This window comes from Chishuiella sp. (assembly GCF_032109125.1).
Taxonomy (GTDB): domain Bacteria; phylum Bacteroidota; class Bacteroidia; order Flavobacteriales; family Weeksellaceae; genus Empedobacter.
The window spans coordinates 50,852-69,855 of the sequence record NZ_DAMCLZ010000005.1; the positions used below are offsets into that span (position 1 = coordinate 50,852).

The window sequence follows — 19,004 nt, forward strand, 5'->3', positions numbered from 1 at the left end:
CTATTTTTTATTGTTTAACATTTTTTCAAATACTGTTACAGAGGTTTTTCTTATCCAGCTAATAAAAATTGTGATTAAGTCGATATTTTCAACTTTTTTCTTATTTTTTACAGAAAGTATATTAGCTAAAATGGAAAGACATTCATTTGCCAATAATATTCTTACAGCTAAGTCTGCTGTCCATACAAAATTCATTTCTAAAGCTATTCCTAATACAGAAACTGTGAATGGTATTATTAATAATAATAGTTTAGTTACAAAACCAAACATAAATATTCTAGGAGAAATTTTTTCATCAAGTATAATTCCTTTTACAACTCCTAAAAACATATCTATCATCATAGCAAAGAATAGAAACAAAGCCATGTCATAGTTTAGGTTTATTAAAGCAAAAAAACCATAAAAAAAGCATTTTATAATATTGCTGGTAGTAGCATCTGTACCAAAGCATTCATACAATCTCATATTTTTTACTCAAATATCTCATAGTAAAAAAAATAACTTGTTGACACAAAAAAATCTCTTTAAAAGGATTTTACATTTTTTATTTAAAAAAACTGTCTCAAATAGGTTAGTTGTAGGTTATAGTTTTGGTCTAATTTTATAATTCAAAAATGCAGAAATCAATGTTTTTCAGAAAGGACAAAGAAAAATCCCACTTATAAAGAGGGATTTGTATATTTGAAAAAAAAATAAGATGAAATTATATTGCAAATTCAATATCCATAAATGGAATTACACTTCAAAAACATTAAGAACTTGTTGTTATTGTAATAAAACACAAGAATATATTAATGAAGGTCCTGTATCAGGATTCGGAGATTTTTCATATTGAAAACTATTAAAAAATAGTTTTCAATTATTCTTCTGAAAAAATAACTAAATTATTAGTTATCCATTTTTTAAATATTTGATACAATCTATAATGACCAGCTCTATTAGGGTGTAACATATCTGTTGATGAATTAGTAAAAAAACTATTATATTCTTCTAACGTTGGTAATAAATTTCCAATTTTAAATAAATCTAGTAACGGCACAGAATAAATATCTGAGGCTTCTCTTATTGCGTTCACATAATCATTTATATATAAATTTAGAGAATTTGAATAATTTTCTGCAGGTTGTACATTTGTAGAACCAAAAGTAGCGTAACCTCTATGTAATGGAGTTACTAACACTATTTGAGAATTAGGAAAATTCTTTTTTGCAAAAAGTAATAAATTATTAATTCTTCCTTTAAATGTCGAGGAATTGTATAAATAATCTTTTCGTTTTAGATTTTGCATTGTTCCATTTTTATTTACACTTTCAGTTAATTCATTATAAAAATCACCCAAAGGTATGTTGGAATTATAATCATTAGTTCCTCCAAAAATGAAAATTGTTTCAAAATTAATACCGCTTGATTTTGCCGTATTTAATTGTGTTAACATTTGATTGTATTGAGCACCATTAACTGCATAAGAAGTGTTATTAACGAGTAAATCATCAGCTAAAAAAGAATGATATGTTTTATCTGTGCCTACTCCAAAAGTTATACTATCGCCGATAAATGCAAAATTTAAACTTGAAAAATCCCCAATTTTTTTATTAAGAAATTCTAAGCCATTCTCTGAACTATTTTTTTTAATGTTTAAATATTTTGTATAAGAAGTATCCTTTTTGTATTGAACTATTATTTTATACATATCTGAAGTAACCTCAAAATCAAAATCAAAATAATAATTTTTAGTACTTCCTATCTTGACACTACTTGTATTTCTGTTATCTATATATTTAATTACTTCATTTTTGCTATTGAATATAATAACTGCTGGAATAAACAAATCGGTATCAATATACCCTACAGATTTTCCCTTAACCCTTTCTATATTATTTTTCGAGTTGTCTATTGATAAAAAAGTCCAAGTATTATAAACACCTAAACTGTTAATATTATATTCCGAACTACTTGTTCTGTTATATACTGACCTATCAGCCGTGCTATCTAAATCACTATTCGAGGAATTAGAAACACTAGAAGGGTTTAAATTAAAATTTTTAGGAAACAAAACAGAAGCAACCTCTCTATTTGCTATTGGGTTTTCAGAATTCACATCAAATTCTTTATCTACATCGACATGAAAATTCTCAATAAAATCATCTATTTTTTCAATAGCATCATTTACTGCTGTCATGTCAGGTTTGGCAATAGGAAAGTAATCCAAAGAAAAAGAATTCCCATCCCAAAAAATAAATCCCATATAATTATTAGTAGCATCTGCAGCAGGTAAAACTACATTACCAAAATTTTTATATGTACCTGGTTGAGTTACTAAAAAAACACCTTGTCCTAAATCAGATGGTAGAGTAGATGTCGTTGAAATTTTACCTGGATAAATTCCTCCAGATGAAGCTACTAATCTTTTGTGTTGTTCAGATATATTTTCTGCATGATTTTGAAGAACTTGTACAAGAGCATTCATTTCTTCAGCATTTTGTTGAGAACCAAATGTTTTTGGTAGCCATACAGGATAAGATATTTCCATAATTTTTTATTGAAAATTAGATGTATTGTTGTAAAAAAAAACTGACGCAATTAAGCATCAGAAGTCCATTTATGTTGAAAACGTTTTAGTTTAGCTGATGATTTTTTGTATCTCATATACATCCTTTCTATCGATTCTAATGTATGTCCATGTTCTTCTAAATCATAATCTTTCATATACTGTCGAATACCTTCTTTAATCTTTCCTGTACCTTCATAACCTCTCAAATATGAATTGATTGAAGTTCTAAATATATCTTCAAGCATATGATTAAGATCTTCTACAAATTCTTCTGGTAATTTCAAAAAATGATTTTTACCATCAATATATTGATATACTGATGCTGAGTATATTTTAGAAGATAAATCTTGAACTTCAAAAACCATATTATAAAATCTTTTGGTTGTAGGTCTTTCTGCTTTTTCGCACATAGATCTTATGTATCTACCAAGTGAAGATTTTAAATCTATTTTTACACCTTTTACTTTTTTACCTGCAATAGTATATTCTTTACCTTCAAAAAAATCATATAATATAGGAATAAGCTCTGGACGAATAGTAGTTTGAATTAGTGTACTCATGATAAAATTAATTAGATATAAATGAAAGGATATGTAAAAGTGTAACCTGTATTTACGACATTTTTAATTGTTGCTGGTATTATTGATTTTGAAGTAAATTTTGCTTCTGTAAAATTTAAATCAGATGCAAATGAAAGTGTAGGTTTTCTATTTTGTTTAACATCATTTCGACCTACAATTATTTCTGATCCATCTGATAATATTAATCCTATTAGTTTTACTTTTTTTAGAAATTCACTTTCTAATGCATGTTCATTTGTATTAGATCTATAAGAAAATTGAACAGTTTGTGTATATACTCCTCCAGCTCTCGTTTCTTCATAATCTTGCTTAAAAGATAAAGAAGATCTTGAATGCTTAATATTGATAGCTGTACCAGCAACTAATGTTTTGTAAAATCCTTTTTTTGAAGTATTATTTTCTTCTACATCTACTAAAATAGATGCAACTTTATCATTGGTATATAAATTAACTTTACATACAACTCTTAAATGTTTATTTTGTTGATTCATAATAAAAAAGGATTATTACAAAAATAAACAAAAAAATAGACATTAATTATTTTAATGTCTATTTTTTGTTTATAAATTAATCATAAAAATCCTTTATTAGATTTTATCTGGATATTCTTATGTATTTGAGAAAAATCAATATCTATTTTTCCTAAATTTTTAAAACTTTCACAAAGCTTATTTAATTCTAAATAATGTTTTTGATTAACTGATTCATATTGAATAATAAATTTCATATATAAGTCAATAGTAGGAGTTCCTTTAGCTAATAGGAAATTAAATTTTTTATTGATTTTTTCTAAATCCCAATTAGCAGATTTTCTATTAAAAATTAAAATCAGATTGTAAATTTCTAAATTAGTCTTAAAATCTATTTTATTTGATAATATCTCAATTTGTAAATACTGTTCTTTAAGTATTTTTCTTTCATTTAAAGATTTTATAATTATTTGAATTATTTTTTTCATCTATTATAATTTTATATTAAACTCCTGAGCCGTTTTTCTTATAGCCGTTTCAAATTTATTTTCTAAGTTTTGAATAAAACTTGTAGATTGTAATATAGGTTGTTCAAATGCCATTTCTGTACCTTTTCTAACAAGGTTTTAAGTTGAATTGATTCTTCAGAATTAACACCTGCATTGTCCATTTCTTCTAATATTGCTAAAGCATGTATTGTTGCTTTTATTAGAAATGTATTTTTTTCTTTTTTGAGAGTTGTTTTTTCATTAGTAATTATTAAAAATTAATATCTTCTATTAACAAAATCTTGATAATATTTTTGTCTTAATTCATAATTATCTTCTATTAATTTTTCGATAAATTCTTCATGATTTTCTATTCTTTGTTTTAAAAAATTAATTTCATTTTCATTAGAATTAATTATGCTTTTTTTTTCTTTATTATCAGATATTACTATTAATATTATAACTATTAAAACTATAAGTATTAACACTGTATAAAATTGTATCTTCATATTTTATATATTTTCAATTAAAAATTCTTTAATTTTTGAGAAAGATGTTTTTTGTAAAAAAAATTGCATCTGTTTTAGCTCTTCTTTATTTTGTACTAATTCTAAAATATAACCATATATAAAATTGGTACATTCTACAACTTCATTAATTGTTTGGCAATCGTTAATTATTAATATAACTTTTGCCTGTTCTACAACATTTAGCATGCAATTTCATTTTTAGGTTCTGATTCTTCTTCATTTTTTTTCTAATCCCAATTCTTCATATAATATTGATGTATCATATGATTCAAAAATGTAAATGAGATTTTGATCTAAATATTTTTTAAATAATTTCATGTCTAATGATGAACTCATTAAAATTGGACCAGCAAAAACATTAAATTCTTTTAAGTGTATGAAAAATGGAAAGTTTTCACGTATAACCATTCTAGGAATACCTGAATAATCTATTATTTTAGTTTTAAAATCTGAAGATTTTGCTTTTTTTATATTTATTGTTGCTACACTCATGTCTATTTTTTATTAAAATGTCTAAAATTTGTTTCTATTAAGTGAAAAAATAAAATCGTTTTCCAACAATACTAAAAAATTGATTTACAATTATTTAAACTGTTATTTGCATGTTTTTTTGTTGGAAAGTGTTGGAAATAAAAAACGTTTTCCAACACTTTCCAACATTTCCACAACTTTTCCAACACTTTTTTTATATTTAATTTACTTAAAATCAATATTTTAATATTTGTTGGAAATGTTGGAAAAAATATTGTGTCGTTATGAGTTTTATTGACACATTTTTTAACTAACATTTTGTTTTTAGAATGGTAAATCATCTTCTACTTCTTTATTTATTGTGTCAGAATTCGCCAAACTCTCTTTTTTATTATCAAACAATGATGGGGTTACAGGGGAATCACTATTTTTATTACGCTCTTGGATATCTATTGAATAATTAATATCTAAAACATCTTCTTGTTCAAGTTTAGATGTGTCAAAAATTAAAGCAGATGTATTTACTCCTTCTAAAAATCTAACACTTTTAGAACTTCCAATAAAAGCATCATCTTCACACAATGCTTTTCTTAATTCATTTTTTGTTGGTGCAGAGGAATTGAATGTTCTGTACCAATCTTGCTGAACACGACCATAAACAAATGAAAAATTAAAATAGATAGTTTTACCATCAACTTTAAAATCAACTCCATTTTTTAAATATGATGGAGTAGAAGGTCTCAAACATGTGATAAATAATTGCCAGAATTTCTGAATAACACTTTCATTCTCTATTCTTCTTCTTTGTGCAGTAACCATTACATCAAAATGAGATAACATTTCATCACGGGTAAATGGAAAATGTATTTCATTGTGAAATATTTCATACATTGCTGCAATAACTGCGTGATTTGTTGCAATTCTTTCAGGTAAACCCATGAATGCATTTCTCTTAGTCAGGCTAGATTTATAATTTCTGAATTGGCGTGTAAAATGTTCTTCAACTAAATGCCTTTTTAAAAGTATATCTACCATAAAATGAGATACACCTTCTTTTATCATATCATCTAATTTGTTGAAATTTTGTTTAGCTTGTTCATCAAAACTATTAACGACCATTTCCTCCCATAGCATTCTTATAATTAAAGGTTCTTCGGTTGGACAATCATTAGATGTTACAAGTGGAGCTGAAAGAATAGGAACTTCATCAGATGATACACGAGAATCTAATGTTCCAAACTTGTAACCATTTAAATCCCATAGACCTTTTAACATTTCATTAGTTTCTAAATCTCCATTACGGTATTCAGAAAGGTGTGTAATTACATTTGCAAACTGGGCAAATTCACGTATTTGTGCTTTACCTGTTGATTTTTTAGAAGATAAAGAAATTACTGATTGAATGTCTCCAAAAAATGATCTTAAACCTTGTGATAATTGATCCTTTCCTGAAGATCCAGGACCAAATAAAAATAATAATGGAAAAGCTGATATTTCTGATTTGACAATATCATGAAAAGCTGCTGCTAATAAAAATAATATACCAGTGATAGCATGATCTCTATGAACTTTTCTAAGTTGAGATAAGTAATCCTCTAAAGTGAAATTTGATGATTTCACAATGAATCTTTTTTGAGAAATATATCTTGTTGGATTATTTTTATAAATACCATTAGCCGATGGAACATAATAAGTAACATCATTGTAATGAAATACTCCATTATCATCCATTTTTACAGTTCCTGTACCAGGAATTGTTATTTGATTATTCCATACAAAAAAACCTTCAGGATTCCACCCTAAAACATCTACTGCACGTCCTGTTCCCATGGAATCAAATAAATAATCTTTTAAATTATCTAAGTGATTTGTACGACCTTTAAATCTGTAATTTCCTTGATTTTCAAGAACAGTAGTAAATACTCCAGTATTTTGCATAGAGTTTGCAGGTGCATCAAAAATTCGTTCTACACCTCGTTTATTTTTAATCCTAAAAAGTTTTTTAGGAAATTTATCATCATTCATGTGTTGAATGATTTCTATTTCAAAATTAGAAATTGATTTGAATGTATCTAATTCTTCATTACGTTCAACTAATGCCCAAATCTCATTTTCATGTTGAAAAAATGAATATTCTCTTATTTGAGATTGATATTTTGAAATATCTACATCTTGTAATTTAGTAGGTAAATCATATTCTGAAAGATTGATATTTTTTCTTTCAATTTTAATAGAATCTAAATCTTTGATGATTTCTTTTAATGTTGTTTTAGATAGCTTAGAAGCTTTTTGCAACATTTCTTGATAGATTTCTCTATGTGTTTTATCTTCTATAGTAGATAATACACGAGCACATTTTTTTATACCCTCAGCTTTTTCAATAGTAGTATCACCAATTATCCAGTTTTCCATTAAAAAAGAAAATCCATTTTCAATTAATCCTTTTTCACGTAAGAAATTGTTTAATTTTTGTTCTGGAGTTATTTTATATTCTCTTATAAAATCGTCAGGATCTAAATTGTCAGGTAAAATACATACCTCTACATTAAAACCTTTAGCAAATAATTTTGGTACATTTCTAAGAATAGCATCTATTCCTGCTTTATCACCATCAAAGCAAACTATTGCTTTTTCTGCAAATCGTTTTAATTTGTTGATTTGACCTTCTGCTAGTTCTTTACCATAAGGAGATACTGTATTAATAATACCATTTTCTTGCCATGCAATAACATCATTATAACCTTCTACTAACCAAACAGTATTTGATTTTGATATTGATTGCAACGCAAAATTTAATCCAAATAACTGATTGCTTTTATTATACATTTCAGTATTAGCTGGATTCATCCATTTTGTTTGATCTTCTGGGTTTAAAGATCTTGAGGAAAATCCAAGAATTTCTCCACGTTCATCATAAATTGGATATGTAAGTCTATTCCAAATCTTATCTTTATTTTTTTCATTGATAAGATTTAAATCACGACCTAACTCAACTAAACCATTTTCTTTTAATAAATTGTAGATGAATTTTCCTCCTGGTGCATAACCCAATTCCCAATGTTCAACTTGTTCATCTGAGTATCCTCTTTTTTTAATTTCTGACCAAGCTTCATGATTTTTAGGTAACTCTTTTAATTGTTGTACAAATTTCCTTTGAACAGATTTTAATATAGGTTTTAATTCATGTATTTTTTTCTGTTTTTCCTCATATTTAATTGCAGTAGCTTGATCTTCATATTGTACATCCATTGTACAAAATTTTGCTAAATCTTTTACAGCTTCTGGATAAGAAAAATTATATTTCTTCATTAAATATGTAAATATATTACCAGATATATCGGCTGATTTATCATAAAACATTTGTTTTGATGGTGAGATTATACAAGATGGTGTTTTTTCATCTTTGAATGGCGATAAACATATATAATTAGCACCTCTTTTAGAAACTTTATGATCACGAGAAAATATTTCAACAATATCTACACGTGATAGTAATTCTGCAATAAATTCTTCTTTTATTAATGACATAGCGGATTATTTTAGAAATAAACTAAGCGTATAATTTATAGGATTGAAAAACAATCCTATAAATTGAATACTTTTATTTTCATTTTTTATTTAATTATAAATAACCAAATGTTTGGGCTGCTAATTCTCCAATAGTGCATAAATCTGCGTTTTCATAACATTCTTCATTTTCATCATCATCAAAACATTCTGGATAACATTTAGAAATTTCATTATCTAAATCATCCCACTTTTTTTGAACATTTAATAAATTTTGTATTTTATTTTTTAAATCTCCAATTTCCCAAGTAGAATGGTTTTCTTGAACATACTTTAAATCTTTTTGTGCTTCAGCTTGTTCTTTTGGATAATCATAAGTTTTAAAGAATGTGATTTCACGTTTTTGATTTAATCCTAATACGTATGTATCATGTGTTTTATTTTCGATTGGCATTTTTTATAATTTATTATTTATGATTAATTAAAATGGTAAATCATCTTCTTCATTACCTGTTGGAGGAATATCAGATGGAGCAGGAAGGGTTGAACCTATTGGTTTTATGGATAAAAATTCTATTTTATTAACCAACATTTCTAATTGAGGAATAGCTTTACCATCTTTGATATATGCTGTTGCTTGAGCCTCACCTTCTAAATATATACGATCTCCTTTTTTGATATACTTTGCTAATTCATGAGTTTTTGTATATCTAGTACATCTTACCCAAGTTGTTTGTTCTTTTAACTCTCCAGTTGCAGTTTTCCATTTTTTTGAAATAGCTACTGAAAATTGAATTGATATTTTTTCTGAATTTTCGAAGTAATGTAATTTTGGATCATTACCTACATGCCCTATTATTTGAAAGTTATTTATAGCCATTATTCAAGATTTTTAAGCTGTTTTCTAATATCTTCAACAGGAATTGCTAATGCATAAGCATCTTTACGCTCTAAGTATGGTGCAGCTTCTGGAAATTGTTCTATGATTCTTTTGTAAGTGACTAACTGCAGTAGAGCATTATAAATACTTTGTTTTAATTGTATTTTTTCTGCTTTAAGAGCTTCACATTTATTGTTTAGCTCTATTAATTTTTTAGAATAATCTTGATTTAAATCATTAATAGTAATTCCATAAAATGAATCCTCATTAGTTTTACATGGTAAAGGACTAATAAACTTAAATTCTTCTCCATTTAAACCATTTCCAAAAAATTTAATTCTTATACTTTTAGAAATATATGAAGGAAATTCCTTATTTAATTCAATTACTTTTGCAGGTATTCTTTTATAATATATTTCTGAAACATATTCAGTCAATTCTTTTTGGATTTCACTAATTTTTTTGTCCAATTTTATAGTCAATTTCTCTGAAATTGTATTTGCTAAATCTTTACTTATTCTACTCATTTTTTTACTTTTTATTATTATTTAGGGATACCGAATGCAAATGATTTTTTACTATCTAAGGCGAACAAAGGATAATAATATGATTTTTTTTGCCTTGCATATTTTTCTGCTTCTAACTGATTAGTAAAAATTTTAGTTCGTCCATCTTTTACTCTATCAGTAATTTCTTTACCATTTTCTGTAAAATATCTCATTGTCTATTTTTTGTTTTATTGTAAATTTTACGGTTATTTTAATTCAAAAAAATATTCTTCCAAATATGTTTTATTTGAAAAGTACATCCACATTTTGTGCATTGATATACATCGTAATCAATATCCCAGGATATTAGTCTAAATTTCTTCATCTTTAAAAAACTCTACCCATTTTTTTAACCAAGCATCAATTGCTTCATATTGGTTTACTTTGTCCATTTCTAAGAATTTAAAAAGTTTCCACCTCTTTTAGAGATATTTTTTTTACTAATTCTCCCATAACCCTATCTTTCAATTTTTCAATTGAATCAAAATTTTCAAGAACTTCATTTGTTGATTGTTCTATATTAAAATTTTGTGTTCTTTGGATAATATCCAATACATTCCATGTGATTGATAATTCACTTTTTGATAATTTTTCTAAACTCATTTTTTAAAAAATTAAATTAAACTTCAGTTATATGTTATTGATTGCCTATTAAAATTTTTGAAGGAATTAAATTGTATTTAAAAGCAAATACAGTTAATTCTTGTTTTGTAGAAATTTCTAATTTTTCATACAAAAGCCTTTTTTGGTAATGAAGTGTACCAAGTTTAGTTTTTAGTTCTAATGATATAGCATCATTAGTCATATCTGTTACTAAACATTGAATTAATCGAATTTCTGAAAAAGAAATAATTGAATTTTTAAATTTTATGTTTTTACATATTTTCCCTTCTGAGGTACATTGACCACGTAATGGACATTCCCAATATTCACCCTTTTGAAGTTTTCCAGAAGAACATATATCTGCATTAAAATCTAACCCTCCGAATCTACATTTTGTAAATTGTTCTACTTGCTTATTTTCGTTCAGTGGATGCCAGTCCAATAATGCTAAATAAGCTTCAGTATCTTTTATCATTGCAGTTTTTAGAATATTAAAAACTTTAGAATCTATGTCATTAAATGACATTATTTTACCATTTTGTAAAATTTTTAAATCATTCCCAGTAGTAAAAAATTCAATTTCAGAAGAAATCATTCCTGGATACAAATTTTGATTAATCATAGCGGATTGTCTAATTTTTGTTTTATTGTCTAATTTTTGTTTTAAATAATGCAAAAAAATATTATTCAGCTTCTAAAAGCTTTTCATTTTTCTTTGCTATTTTTTGTTGTTCTTTTGCAAGTTTTATTAAGTGTGTTAAAATCTCTGCATCTCCACTTAATCCATTTTTTACACGCCAAATTTTTTGTTTATTAGCATTGTTTAATTCTAACTTCATACGTGTACAAACTTCTTTACTATACTTATTTGGTAAATACTTAAATAGAGAACTTAATTTCATTTTATGTATATGCATAATTCTATTGTCTATTTTTTGTTTATTTTTGTTACGTTTTGTTATATTCTGTTACGCAAATGTACACGTTTATTTACAAAAAACAACAAAATGTCTAAAAAATGTTTAAAAAAAATAATTCTAAATGAATACATTTTCAAGCAAACTAGAGTACCAAAGGGAAAAATATAATTTAACTAAAGAAGATTTAGCTGATAAACTTGATATATCTCGTCAAACATTATATAACTATTTGGGAGGAAGAAATCCAAATTGGGAATTATTACAAAATATTCAAAAGGTATTTCCTAATTTATCAATGGACTATTGGATTAATGATTCAATTTCTCAATATGATGATTTTATAAAATATGAAAATAAAATTAGTGAAGTTAAAGAGAGTATTGATGAATATTCAGAAGCTAAAAAGTTTTCTATTATAAATAATAAACTCGATACTATTCTAAAAATAATAACTAATTCAAAGTAGCTATTTAAAAGGTTTTTAGCTGAGTTTTTTCGTTCCATTATTTATATTTTAAAACCTTGTAATTACTTCAGTAAATACATTTTTTTTAAAAAAAGTAAAAGAATATTAAACCAATTAAAAAAAGAGAGTTTTTGTAAAATATTTTCGTTCCAATTTCTCTCTTTTTTATATCAATTAATTATTAATTATAGCCATTTTCAGTTTCATATTTTTATTATTGTTCCTTCATTAATGCATTTTTTGTAACGAAATAGGAACGTAGATTCTCAAAACAACTGTTTTTCAGTGTTTTATTTTAATTTTGAGAGTCCCGTCCGGATCGCCAATTTTTATAGCTTCACAATTCTGTGAAGCTTTTTTTTTTGCTCATATTTTTTTAGGGCAATTGCTTCGCACCGTGCTTTCACGCTATATCTTTTATAAACAATCCAATTTATTTTCTTTAAAAAAATAAGAATTGTTTATAAAAGGATGCCACTTCAATCACTATTGCAAATTCATAACTAAAAACAATTATTAGAAACAATTTTAAAAGTAATTAGTTTAAACAACTCCAATTAAATATTTTATAAAAATGTTGATTTTTAAAGATTATTTCTTAATAATTTATTACGTATTCTAGATAATGTTTGTCTTTCAATACCAAGATAGGAACAAATATGTGTCAGAGGAATTCTATTATACCAATCGGGATGCCTTTCTATGAATTCTAAATAACGAGATTCAGCATTACCAAATAAAAAGCCTTCTATACGACTTAATAGATTACTATGTGCATCTTCTACTACTTTACGTACATAACGTTCCAGATAAGGAAATTTATCAGTACTTATTTGTATATGTTGAAGAGGAATGTTAACAATAGTAGTAGGTTCTAAACATTGAAAATAAAATTTACTTGGATTTCTATTTTCAAAATGTGTATAATGTGAAGCGTATTGCCCTTCACTTATAAAGTTTACTGTTTTCTCATTACCATTATCGTCTATATAGAATGCACGGATAAGTCCAGAACTCACATAACCTATTTCTTTTTGTACTACATTAGCTTGAATGTAAAATTGTTTTGCAGTAAGGAAAGAAACTGTTAGACCTTCAGCAAAAAATTGTAATGTTTCATCTTCTAGTTTAGGACAAATAATTTTTACAGTTTGTAAATAACTTTTTATGAATATTTCTTCCAAATGAGTACATATTAAGACTAATACACTAAGTTAGTTTTAAATTTGAAAGAATTTTGTTAAAACAATTATTATTTTTAATAATCTCAGAATAAAATCTTGTATTAATAATAACTGGATTATTCTTGTTCTAAAAAATAAAACTGTTGTATTTACAAATATCAACAGTTTTCGAGAATTCTTATTTTTTAAATAATTTAAATTATATCAATATATTTACTATAACTCAAATATTTGAGGTTTCATAGTAGGATCATGATTAGCTATAATAGCTATACAATTACTTTTTTCACCTATTTCTTTTACCCATTTGATTGAATTATAAGCTTTTTTATCATCAACAGTAATACCAGGAATAATCATTTTTTCCCAACTTTTTGCCATATATGCTGCATCAGCATACAAAAGTAAAGTTTTACCATTATTCTGTATAAGTGTACCAGACATTCCATGCGTATGACCAGGTAAATGAACAAAAACTAATGTATTGTCTCCAAATAAATCAAAAGAAGTTTTTTCTGGTCCAATATTAGTCTTACTGAAACTGAAAGTTCTAATATTCATATTTTCCCACATAAATTTTTTATAGACCATAGGATTTTTCAGTGCATATTTTAATTCAATATCACTAGTTAGAATTTGTTTAGCATCTTTTACTAATCGTAATCCACTAACATGATCTGTATGTAAATGACTTAAGATCAAATAATCTATATCACTAGGATTATATCCTAGTTTTCGAATTTGTTCATCTATAGCTTGTCCTTTAGGTAGATAAGGTTTACTCACTTTATAATGAATCCAACCTTGGTATTCCCTTGCTTTTGTTCGTACTATAGAATCCCAACCAGTATCTATTAGTACAAGACCTTTTGGATGTTCTATAAGATAAGCTGAAACAGGAACAATTATTTGATGTTTTTTACTTCTTAAAATACCAGTATAAGGTGCTGGATGATAAGTTTTTTCTTTATGTGTAGTAGCATCGTCTATTCCAACAGATCCACAGTGTAAGACATGAACTTTTATTGTGTTATTCATGGTTTTTTTTATTTAAATAACTACCATAATAATAACTACCAAAAGCAAGAAGACCACCACTAATATATAAAATAGTAGGTGTTTTTATACCGAAAAAATATATCATCATCATACCATAAATAGTCATAGACCAAGCAAATGAACGATAAAAGTTGTTTTCTATTATTTGAAGTATAAGTAATAATAATAAGAAACCTGTTTTGGCGTAATATGCTTTTTGTGCTATATCTACAGCATCTTGAGGTGATATTGCAATTTGATATTTATCGAAAATGTTTATTCCTTTAAAAAAATTGATTTGCATTGTTACATTAACAACAACATAACCTAAAACAATAATTAGTGTGATTATGTGGTTTAATTTGTAGGCATTTGTATTTTTCATATTAAATAGTTTTTTTTATTATTGACTAATTACTGGAGCTTGTTTTGAAAAACTATTGTCAGTAAGTTGCTGAACTAAGAAATGAGCAACATCACCAACATTGATTGAATATTTCATATTCTTCCCATCTAAAGTAGGATTTATTTTTCCTGAAGCTGGTTTATTTTTAATTGTAATAGAACGTACTATTGTCCAATCTAATTCACTATTCATAATCTCTGATTCCATTTTATTTTTATCATTAATTATATATACAAACCATTTCATAAAAGTAGGAAACACAAATTTTGTTAGTATTTTAGGAAAAAATGAAATACTATTTCCTGCTCCAGCTACACTCATGGCAATAATTCTATTAACTTTATGTTTTTTCATTCCATCAAGAATTAAACGTGTAGCGTCAGCGGTAAAGGTTGTAGGTTTTCCATCTCCTTTACCTCCATAACCTAATGTCTGAATAACAGCTTCAGCTCCTTTTAAAGCATCTATAACTGCATTAGCATCTAGAGCATCACCTTTTATAACTTTTAAATTTGGATGTCGAATATTTAGTTTACTTGGGGTTCTTACTAATATCGTAACAATATGTCCTTTTCCTAATGCTTCTTTTACTGTTGCGCTACCAACCAAACCAGTAGCTCCAAATATTACTATATGCATATTTTCTAATTTTATAGAACAAAGGTCATTAGATAAAAATTGAATTATTGTCACTTTTGTGACAAAATATGTTTTGAAAAATACGTTATAAACTTGATCTTCTAATTTAGTAGTTCAGTTGGTTAGAATACTTGTCTGTAAAGAAACTGGGTACGGGTCAGAGTCCTTTCCAGATAGCTAAGTTATAGCTTCACAATTTTGTGAAGTTTTTTTTGGCTCTTATTTTTTCTTCTTATTTTCGAATTACTAATTATTTATAAATAAATGAATCATTTTTATCTTGCAAATGCTCTTGTTACCAATGACAAAGGAGAAATGTTGGCTGTTCGTAAACAAAATTCAGAATATTTCCAGATGGTTGGTGGTAAAATAGAAACGAATGAAGAACCAATTGTTACATTACAAAGAGAGTTTTTGGAAGAAATAAATATAGATATTAATCAACATATAGTAAACTTCCTAGGAAAGTATTCTACAATGGCAGTGAATGAAAAAAATACTGAAGTACATGCTGATGTATTTCATGTTCATTTAAAGACTTCAGATACACTAAAAATGGCTAATGAAATTGCAGAAATTGCCTGGATAACAAAAGAAAACTATACAAAATATAAACTAGCGCATTTATTAGAAGAATTTAGCTTGCCTATTTGGTTAACAATGAATTTTTAAATAGAATTTTATGCTGCGTTAGTAATTGTAATGGAAATCCTTTGCTAGTTTATTGTACAATTATTTTACTAGTAAATATTGCAATGCAAAGCCCGCCCCAACGCCCAAATAATAAGTGGTTTTTATATTTTTTTGAAAAAGAAATTTTAACGAAAAAACAATAAAAAGTATTAAAGATAAAATTTAATAACTGTTAAAATTTAAAATAAAACTTTAATACATAGTTGTGATTTTGTTATAAACTGTAAGTGATTATAATTCTTAGTATTGTAAAAAAAAATATAATTTATGAAACACGTTTACGCTATTATTTTATTTTTATTAGTTGGTTTATGTAACGCTCAAGATCTAAAAAAGGATACAATAGAACTAAATGAAACTATATTTTATGATAAAAGTAAGTTTAAATTAAAAAGAGTTGGGCATGATACAAAAACAAAATCGATATTAATTGGATTAACTGCTGATATTAATTTTAAGAAGGATTCACTTCCAGAGTTTATTAAAGAATTAATAATTCCTATAAAAACGACAAATAAAGAATACACTTTTCAACGTCTTAATTTTAATTTCAGTGACCAAATAAAAGATGATTCAATCTTATTGAAAGTAGATTTATATGCTAGTAAAAAAGGAGAATTTGATAAATCTCTATTAAATGAACCCATGCAAGTTGTAGTGAAGAAAAGTAAACAGCGTGAAAATATTTTTACAATTGACTTGAGGGATTTGAATTTGAAGCATAGAGGAGATTTTTTTATATCAATGGAATTATTGAGTAAAATAGAAAAGCCTGTTTATTTTAGTGCTGCATTACTTGGAAAGTGTTTATACAAAAGCACAAGATCGTCACAAATAAAAAAAACACCATTGGGTATAACTCCAGCTATTAATGCTGATATTTTAATTAGAAAATAATGAAGAAAAATTGTTTATTACTATTGTTATTTATTTTATCGATTTGTAACGCTCAACAGAAGTCATATCGATTTGTATACGATTTAAATCAAGAAATGATAATGACAGAGGAAATGAAGAACCTTAATCCAAAGAATTTAATACCAGATATTCAAAATGCATTTAATGAATCGTATGTTTATGATGTTGTTACATCAAAAAATGCATCTTTACTAAAAATAAGAGAAAAAGTTTATAATTCTCAAAATAATGGAATACATATAGAACCAGAACCTAAATGGTTGTTGATAGATTACGCAAATAATGAAACTACCAATTTTACAAGGTTAGGAGATTCTTATATAATGGATTCCATTAAAACTTTACAGTTAAAACCGACCAAAAATAATAAAATCATTTTAGGTATGCCTGCTAGAGAATTTACGGCAGAATATGAAGATAATTTTTATAGTATTTGGTTGAGTAGGTTTAATTCTTTGACAGTTAGTCCAATAATATTTCAATTCAAAAATTATATTGTATCAGAAATTACAATTGTTAATAAAAAAGTTGAAGAAGAAGGAGGGAAAATGGTAAAACGTTATGTACTGAGTGATTTAAGTGAAGATAAAACTAAAATTGATTATAAAAAAATGAAGCCTAAAAATGTTCTTACCACAAAAGAATATAATGATTTTATGGAAAAATTGGAAAACTCAGGAAACAATAGTGTAGATAGAGAATAATAAAAAAGCCCTCGCTTGTTCAGGGCGAGGGCATATAGTTAAGTGTGTGTTATTTCTTCAAATAAATTCTAAATTAAAATTAATTAATATCTATAGTATTCTGGTTTAAATGGTCCTTCAACCGTTACACCAATGTATTTAGCTTGTTCTTGAGATAAAACTTCTAATTCAACGCCTAATTTAGCTAAATGTAATTGAGCAACTTTCTCATCTAAATGCTTAGGTAAAGTATAAACTTTATTTTCGTAAGAAGATGTGTTAGTCCATAACTCGATTTGAGCTAAAGTTTGGTTTGCAAAAGAGTTTGACATAACAAAAGAAGGGTGTCCTGTAGCACAACCTAAGTTAACTAAACGACCTTCAGCCAAAATAATAATATCATTACCATTGATATTGTACTTGTCTACTTGTGGTTTAATTTCTTCTTTTGTGTTACCATAGTTTTTGTTTAACCAAGCCATATCGATTTCATTATCGAAATGACCAATGTTACAAACAACAACTTTGTCTTTCATTTTAGCAAAATGCTCTGCGCGAATAATACCGAAGTTTCCTGTAGTTGTAATGATGATGTCTGCATTTGCTACAACAGTATCCAATTTTTTTACTTCATAACCTTCCATAGAAGCTTGTAAAGCACAAATAGGATCAATTTCTGTTACTGTAACAATAGCTCCAGCACCACGGAAAGAAGCCGCAGTTCCTTTACCAACATCTCCATAACCACAAACAACAACACGTTTACCAGCGATCATTAAATCTGTTGCACGTTTTACAGCATCAACAGCAGATTCGCGACATCCGTATTTGTTATCGAATTTCGATTTTGTTACAGAATCGTTTACGTTAATTGCAGGCATAGGTAATGTACCATTCTCCATTCTTTCATAAAGACGGTGTACACCAGTAGTTGTTTCTTCTGATAAACCTTTGATATCAGCAACTAATTCTGGAAAACGATCAATCACCATGTTCGTTAAATCTCCACCATCATCTAAAATTAAATTTAGTGGTTTACGATCTTCACCGAAGAATAATGTTTGTTCGATACACCATTCAAATTCCTCTTCGTTCATCCCTTTCCAAGCATACACAGGAATACCAGCAGCAGCTATTGCAGCAGCAGCATGATCTTGTGTAGAGAAAATATTACATGAAGACCATGTAACATCAGCTCCTAAAGCAACTAACGTTTCAATAAGTACTGCAGTTTGGATTGTCATATGTAAACAACCCGCAATGCGAGAACCTTTTAAAGGTTGAGCTGCTTTATACTCTTCACGGATAGCCATTAACCCAGGCATCTCCGCCTCAGCCAACGTAATTTCCTTTCTTCCCCATTCAGCTAAAGAAATATCTTTAACTTTGTAAGGAATGTATTGCGTTTTTGTATCCATCAATTGATAT

General features: G+C 26.6%; 26 protein-coding genes. 5 read left to right on the plus strand and 21 right to left on the minus strand.

Features of this window, described 5'->3' with window-relative positions:
• Complete coding sequence (locus tag RT575_RS07205; protein WP_313579833.1) at window positions 1-465, minus strand: phage holin family protein; 465 nt, start codon at window positions 463-465, stop codon at window positions 1-3.
• A 232-nt stretch (window positions 466-697) separates the two neighbouring features.
• Here RT575_RS07205 and RT575_RS15605 point away from each other — a divergent pair, with 232 nt between their 5' ends.
• Window positions 698-835: a DUF1660 family phage protein gene (locus RT575_RS15605; protein WP_409515951.1), complete on the plus strand. Its 138-nt coding sequence runs from the start codon at window positions 698-700 to the stop codon at window positions 833-835.
• 24 nt (window positions 836-859) lie between these two features.
• Here RT575_RS15605 and RT575_RS07210 read toward each other — a convergent pair whose 3' ends face one another.
• The 15 genes from RT575_RS07210 to RT575_RS07280 form a co-directional block, all read right to left on the minus strand.
• Entirely contained in the window at window positions 860-2,530 is a 1,671-nt protein-coding gene (locus tag RT575_RS07210; RefSeq protein WP_313579835.1) for an SGNH/GDSL hydrolase family protein, read from the minus strand.
• Window positions 2,531-2,580: 50 nt separating this feature from the next.
• Window positions 2,581-3,111, minus strand: coding sequence for a hypothetical protein (locus RT575_RS07215; protein WP_313579837.1), 531 nt, complete (start codon window positions 3,109-3,111; stop codon window positions 2,581-2,583).
• An 11-nt stretch (window positions 3,112-3,122) separates the two neighbouring features.
• Window positions 3,123-3,623 (minus strand): hypothetical protein, encoded by a 501-nt coding sequence (locus RT575_RS07220; RefSeq protein ID WP_313579839.1) that lies wholly within the window; start codon window positions 3,621-3,623, stop codon window positions 3,123-3,125.
• An 80-nt stretch (window positions 3,624-3,703) separates the two neighbouring features.
• The gene (locus RT575_RS07225) at window positions 3,704-4,090 is read right to left on the minus strand and encodes a hypothetical protein (RefSeq protein ID WP_313579841.1); all 387 of its coding nucleotides are present in this window, start codon (window positions 4,088-4,090) and stop codon (window positions 3,704-3,706) included.
• A gap of 278 nt (window positions 4,091-4,368) precedes the next feature.
• Window positions 4,369-4,599, minus strand: coding sequence for a hypothetical protein (locus RT575_RS07230; protein WP_313579843.1), 231 nt, complete (start codon window positions 4,597-4,599; stop codon window positions 4,369-4,371).
• A gap of 3 nt (window positions 4,600-4,602) precedes the next feature.
• Window positions 4,603-4,806, minus strand: a complete 204-nt coding sequence (locus RT575_RS07235; RefSeq protein ID WP_313579845.1) for a hypothetical protein — start codon at window positions 4,804-4,806, stop codon at window positions 4,603-4,605.
• A 30-nt stretch (window positions 4,807-4,836) separates the two neighbouring features.
• A complete protein-coding gene (locus RT575_RS07240; protein WP_313579847.1) occupies window positions 4,837-5,112 on the minus strand; it encodes a hypothetical protein in 276 nt (91 codons plus the stop codon).
• A 303-nt stretch (window positions 5,113-5,415) separates the two neighbouring features.
• Window positions 5,416-8,619 carry a DNA primase gene (dnaG, locus tag RT575_RS07245; RefSeq protein ID WP_313579849.1) on the minus strand — a complete coding sequence of 1,068 codons (3,204 nt, stop codon included), beginning with the start codon at window positions 8,617-8,619 and terminating at the stop codon, window positions 5,416-5,418.
• A gap of 94 nt (window positions 8,620-8,713) precedes the next feature.
• Window positions 8,714-9,052, minus strand: coding sequence for a hypothetical protein (locus tag RT575_RS07250; protein ID WP_313579851.1), 339 nt, complete (start codon window positions 9,050-9,052; stop codon window positions 8,714-8,716).
• A 27-nt stretch (window positions 9,053-9,079) separates the two neighbouring features.
• Window positions 9,080-9,478, minus strand: coding sequence for a single-stranded DNA-binding protein (locus RT575_RS07255; RefSeq protein ID WP_313579853.1), 399 nt, complete (start codon window positions 9,476-9,478; stop codon window positions 9,080-9,082).
• On the minus strand, window positions 9,478-10,005 hold the full coding sequence (locus tag RT575_RS07260) for an Nmad5 family putative nucleotide modification protein (protein WP_313579855.1): 528 nt from the start codon (window positions 10,003-10,005) through the stop codon (window positions 9,478-9,480). The genes RT575_RS07255 and RT575_RS07260 overlap by 1 nt, the downstream gene beginning before the upstream one ends.
• Window positions 10,006-10,022: 17 nt before the next feature.
• Window positions 10,023-10,199, minus strand: coding sequence for a hypothetical protein (locus tag RT575_RS07265; protein ID WP_313579857.1), 177 nt, complete (start codon window positions 10,197-10,199; stop codon window positions 10,023-10,025).
• A 229-nt stretch (window positions 10,200-10,428) separates the two neighbouring features.
• Window positions 10,429-10,629: a hypothetical protein gene (locus tag RT575_RS07270; RefSeq protein ID WP_313579859.1), complete on the minus strand. Its 201-nt coding sequence runs from the start codon at window positions 10,627-10,629 to the stop codon at window positions 10,429-10,431.
• 34 nt (window positions 10,630-10,663) lie between these two features.
• Window positions 10,664-11,251, minus strand: a complete 588-nt coding sequence (locus RT575_RS07275; RefSeq protein ID WP_313579861.1) for a hypothetical protein — start codon at window positions 11,249-11,251, stop codon at window positions 10,664-10,666.
• A 61-nt stretch (window positions 11,252-11,312) separates the two neighbouring features.
• Window positions 11,313-11,531: a hypothetical protein gene (locus RT575_RS07280; protein WP_313579862.1), complete on the minus strand. Its 219-nt coding sequence runs from the start codon at window positions 11,529-11,531 to the stop codon at window positions 11,313-11,315.
• Between the two features lie 139 nt (window positions 11,532-11,670).
• Here RT575_RS07280 and RT575_RS07285 point away from each other — a divergent pair, with 139 nt between their 5' ends.
• Complete coding sequence (locus RT575_RS07285) at window positions 11,671-12,015, plus strand: helix-turn-helix transcriptional regulator (RefSeq protein ID WP_313579864.1); 345 nt, start codon at window positions 11,671-11,673, stop codon at window positions 12,013-12,015.
• Window positions 12,016-12,599: 584 nt separating this feature from the next.
• Here the strand turns inward: RT575_RS07285 and RT575_RS07290 are convergent.
• The 4 genes from RT575_RS07290 to RT575_RS07305 form a co-directional block, all read right to left on the minus strand.
• Window positions 12,600-13,199 (minus strand): Crp/Fnr family transcriptional regulator, encoded by a 600-nt coding sequence (locus RT575_RS07290; RefSeq protein WP_313579866.1) that lies wholly within the window; start codon window positions 13,197-13,199, stop codon window positions 12,600-12,602.
• Window positions 13,200-13,415: 216 nt separating this feature from the next.
• The gene (locus RT575_RS07295; RefSeq protein ID WP_313579868.1) at window positions 13,416-14,237 is read right to left on the minus strand and encodes an N-acyl homoserine lactonase family protein; all 822 of its coding nucleotides are present in this window, start codon (window positions 14,235-14,237) and stop codon (window positions 13,416-13,418) included.
• Complete coding sequence (locus RT575_RS07300) at window positions 14,230-14,622, minus strand: hypothetical protein (protein WP_313579870.1); 393 nt, start codon at window positions 14,620-14,622, stop codon at window positions 14,230-14,232. The genes RT575_RS07295 and RT575_RS07300 overlap by 8 nt, the downstream gene beginning before the upstream one ends.
• Window positions 14,623-14,640: 18 nt before the next feature.
• A complete protein-coding gene (locus tag RT575_RS07305; protein WP_313579871.1) occupies window positions 14,641-15,282 on the minus strand; it encodes an NAD(P)H-binding protein in 642 nt (213 codons plus the stop codon).
• 264 nt (window positions 15,283-15,546) lie between these two features.
• Here RT575_RS07305 and RT575_RS07310 point away from each other — a divergent pair, with 264 nt between their 5' ends.
• The 3 genes from RT575_RS07310 (at window position 15,547) to RT575_RS07320 (ending at window position 17,597) form a co-directional block, all read left to right on the plus strand.
• Window positions 15,547-15,954 carry an NUDIX domain-containing protein gene (locus RT575_RS07310; RefSeq protein ID WP_313579873.1) on the plus strand — a complete coding sequence of 136 codons (408 nt, stop codon included), beginning with the start codon at window positions 15,547-15,549 and terminating at the stop codon, window positions 15,952-15,954.
• Window positions 15,955-16,242: 288 nt separating this feature from the next.
• A complete protein-coding gene (locus RT575_RS07315; RefSeq protein ID WP_313579875.1) occupies window positions 16,243-16,872 on the plus strand; it encodes a hypothetical protein in 630 nt (209 codons plus the stop codon).
• Complete coding sequence (locus tag RT575_RS07320; protein ID WP_313579877.1) at window positions 16,872-17,597, plus strand: hypothetical protein; 726 nt, start codon at window positions 16,872-16,874, stop codon at window positions 17,595-17,597. Before RT575_RS07315 ends, RT575_RS07320 begins: the two co-directional genes overlap by 1 nt.
• A gap of 83 nt (window positions 17,598-17,680) precedes the next feature.
• Here the strand turns inward: RT575_RS07320 and ahcY are convergent, their stop codons facing one another.
• Window positions 17,681-18,994 carry an adenosylhomocysteinase gene (gene ahcY / locus RT575_RS07325; protein WP_313373599.1) on the minus strand — a complete coding sequence of 438 codons (1,314 nt, stop codon included), beginning with the start codon at window positions 18,992-18,994 and terminating at the stop codon, window positions 17,681-17,683.
• Window positions 18,995-19,004 lie beyond the last annotated feature (10 nt).

Bases quoted from the DNA above. Each gene is read 5' to 3' on its own strand.
- RT575_RS07225 (WP_313579841.1), bottom strand. From the start codon at position 4,090: ATGAAAAAAATAATTCAAATAATTATAAAATCTTTAAATGAAAGAAAA.
- RT575_RS07300 (WP_313579870.1), bottom strand. From the start codon at position 14,622: ATGAAAAATACAAATGCCTACAAATTAAACCACATAATCACACTAATT.
- RT575_RS07255 (WP_313579853.1), bottom strand. From the start codon at position 9,478: ATGGCTATAAATAACTTTCAAATAATAGGGCATGTAGGTAATGATCCA.
- RT575_RS07315 (WP_313579875.1), top strand. From the start codon at position 16,243: ATGAAACACGTTTACGCTATTATTTTATTTTTATTAGTTGGTTTATGT.
- RT575_RS07235 (WP_313579845.1), bottom strand. From the start codon at position 4,806: ATGCTAAATGTTGTAGAACAGGCAAAAGTTATATTAATAATTAACGAT.
- RT575_RS07215 (WP_313579837.1), bottom strand. From the start codon at position 3,111: ATGAGTACACTAATTCAAACTACTATTCGTCCAGAGCTTATTCCTATA.
- RT575_RS07250 (WP_313579851.1), bottom strand. From the start codon at position 9,052: ATGCCAATCGAAAATAAAACACATGATACATACGTATTAGGATTAAAT.
- RT575_RS07285 (WP_313579864.1), top strand. From the start codon at position 11,671: ATGAATACATTTTCAAGCAAACTAGAGTACCAAAGGGAAAAATATAAT.
- RT575_RS07305 (WP_313579871.1), bottom strand. From the start codon at position 15,282: ATGCATATAGTAATATTTGGAGCTACTGGTTTGGTTGGTAGCGCAACA.
- RT575_RS07275 (WP_313579861.1), bottom strand. From the start codon at position 11,251: ATGATTAATCAAAATTTGTATCCAGGAATGATTTCTTCTGAAATTGAA.
- dnaG (WP_313579849.1), bottom strand. From the start codon at position 8,619: ATGTCATTAATAAAAGAAGAATTTATTGCAGAATTACTATCACGTGTA.
- RT575_RS07210 (WP_313579835.1), bottom strand. From the start codon at position 2,530: ATGGAAATATCTTATCCTGTATGGCTACCAAAAACATTTGGTTCTCAA.
- RT575_RS07295 (WP_313579868.1), bottom strand. From the start codon at position 14,237: ATGAATAACACAATAAAAGTTCATGTCTTACACTGTGGATCTGTTGGA.
- RT575_RS07205 (WP_313579833.1), bottom strand. From the start codon at position 465: ATGAGATTGTATGAATGCTTTGGTACAGATGCTACTACCAGCAATATT.
- RT575_RS07265 (WP_313579857.1), bottom strand. From the start codon at position 10,199: ATGAGATATTTTACAGAAAATGGTAAAGAAATTACTGATAGAGTAAAA.
- RT575_RS07310 (WP_313579873.1), top strand. From the start codon at position 15,547: ATGAATCATTTTTATCTTGCAAATGCTCTTGTTACCAATGACAAAGGA.
- RT575_RS15605 (WP_409515951.1), top strand. From the start codon at position 698: ATGAAATTATATTGCAAATTCAATATCCATAAATGGAATTACACTTCA.
- RT575_RS07220 (WP_313579839.1), bottom strand. From the start codon at position 3,623: ATGAATCAACAAAATAAACATTTAAGAGTTGTATGTAAAGTTAATTTA.
- RT575_RS07280 (WP_313579862.1), bottom strand. From the start codon at position 11,531: ATGAAATTAAGTTCTCTATTTAAGTATTTACCAAATAAGTATAGTAAA.
- RT575_RS07320 (WP_313579877.1), top strand. From the start codon at position 16,872: ATGAAGAAAAATTGTTTATTACTATTGTTATTTATTTTATCGATTTGT.
- RT575_RS07230 (WP_313579843.1), bottom strand. From the start codon at position 4,599: ATGAAGATACAATTTTATACAGTGTTAATACTTATAGTTTTAATAGTT.
- RT575_RS07260 (WP_313579855.1), bottom strand. From the start codon at position 10,005: ATGAGTAGAATAAGTAAAGATTTAGCAAATACAATTTCAGAGAAATTG.
- ahcY (WP_313373599.1), bottom strand. From the start codon at position 18,994: ATGGATACAAAAACGCAATACATTCCTTACAAAGTTAAAGATATTTCT.
- RT575_RS07240 (WP_313579847.1), bottom strand. From the start codon at position 5,112: ATGAGTGTAGCAACAATAAATATAAAAAAAGCAAAATCTTCAGATTTT.
- RT575_RS07270 (WP_313579859.1), bottom strand. From the start codon at position 10,629: ATGAGTTTAGAAAAATTATCAAAAAGTGAATTATCAATCACATGGAAT.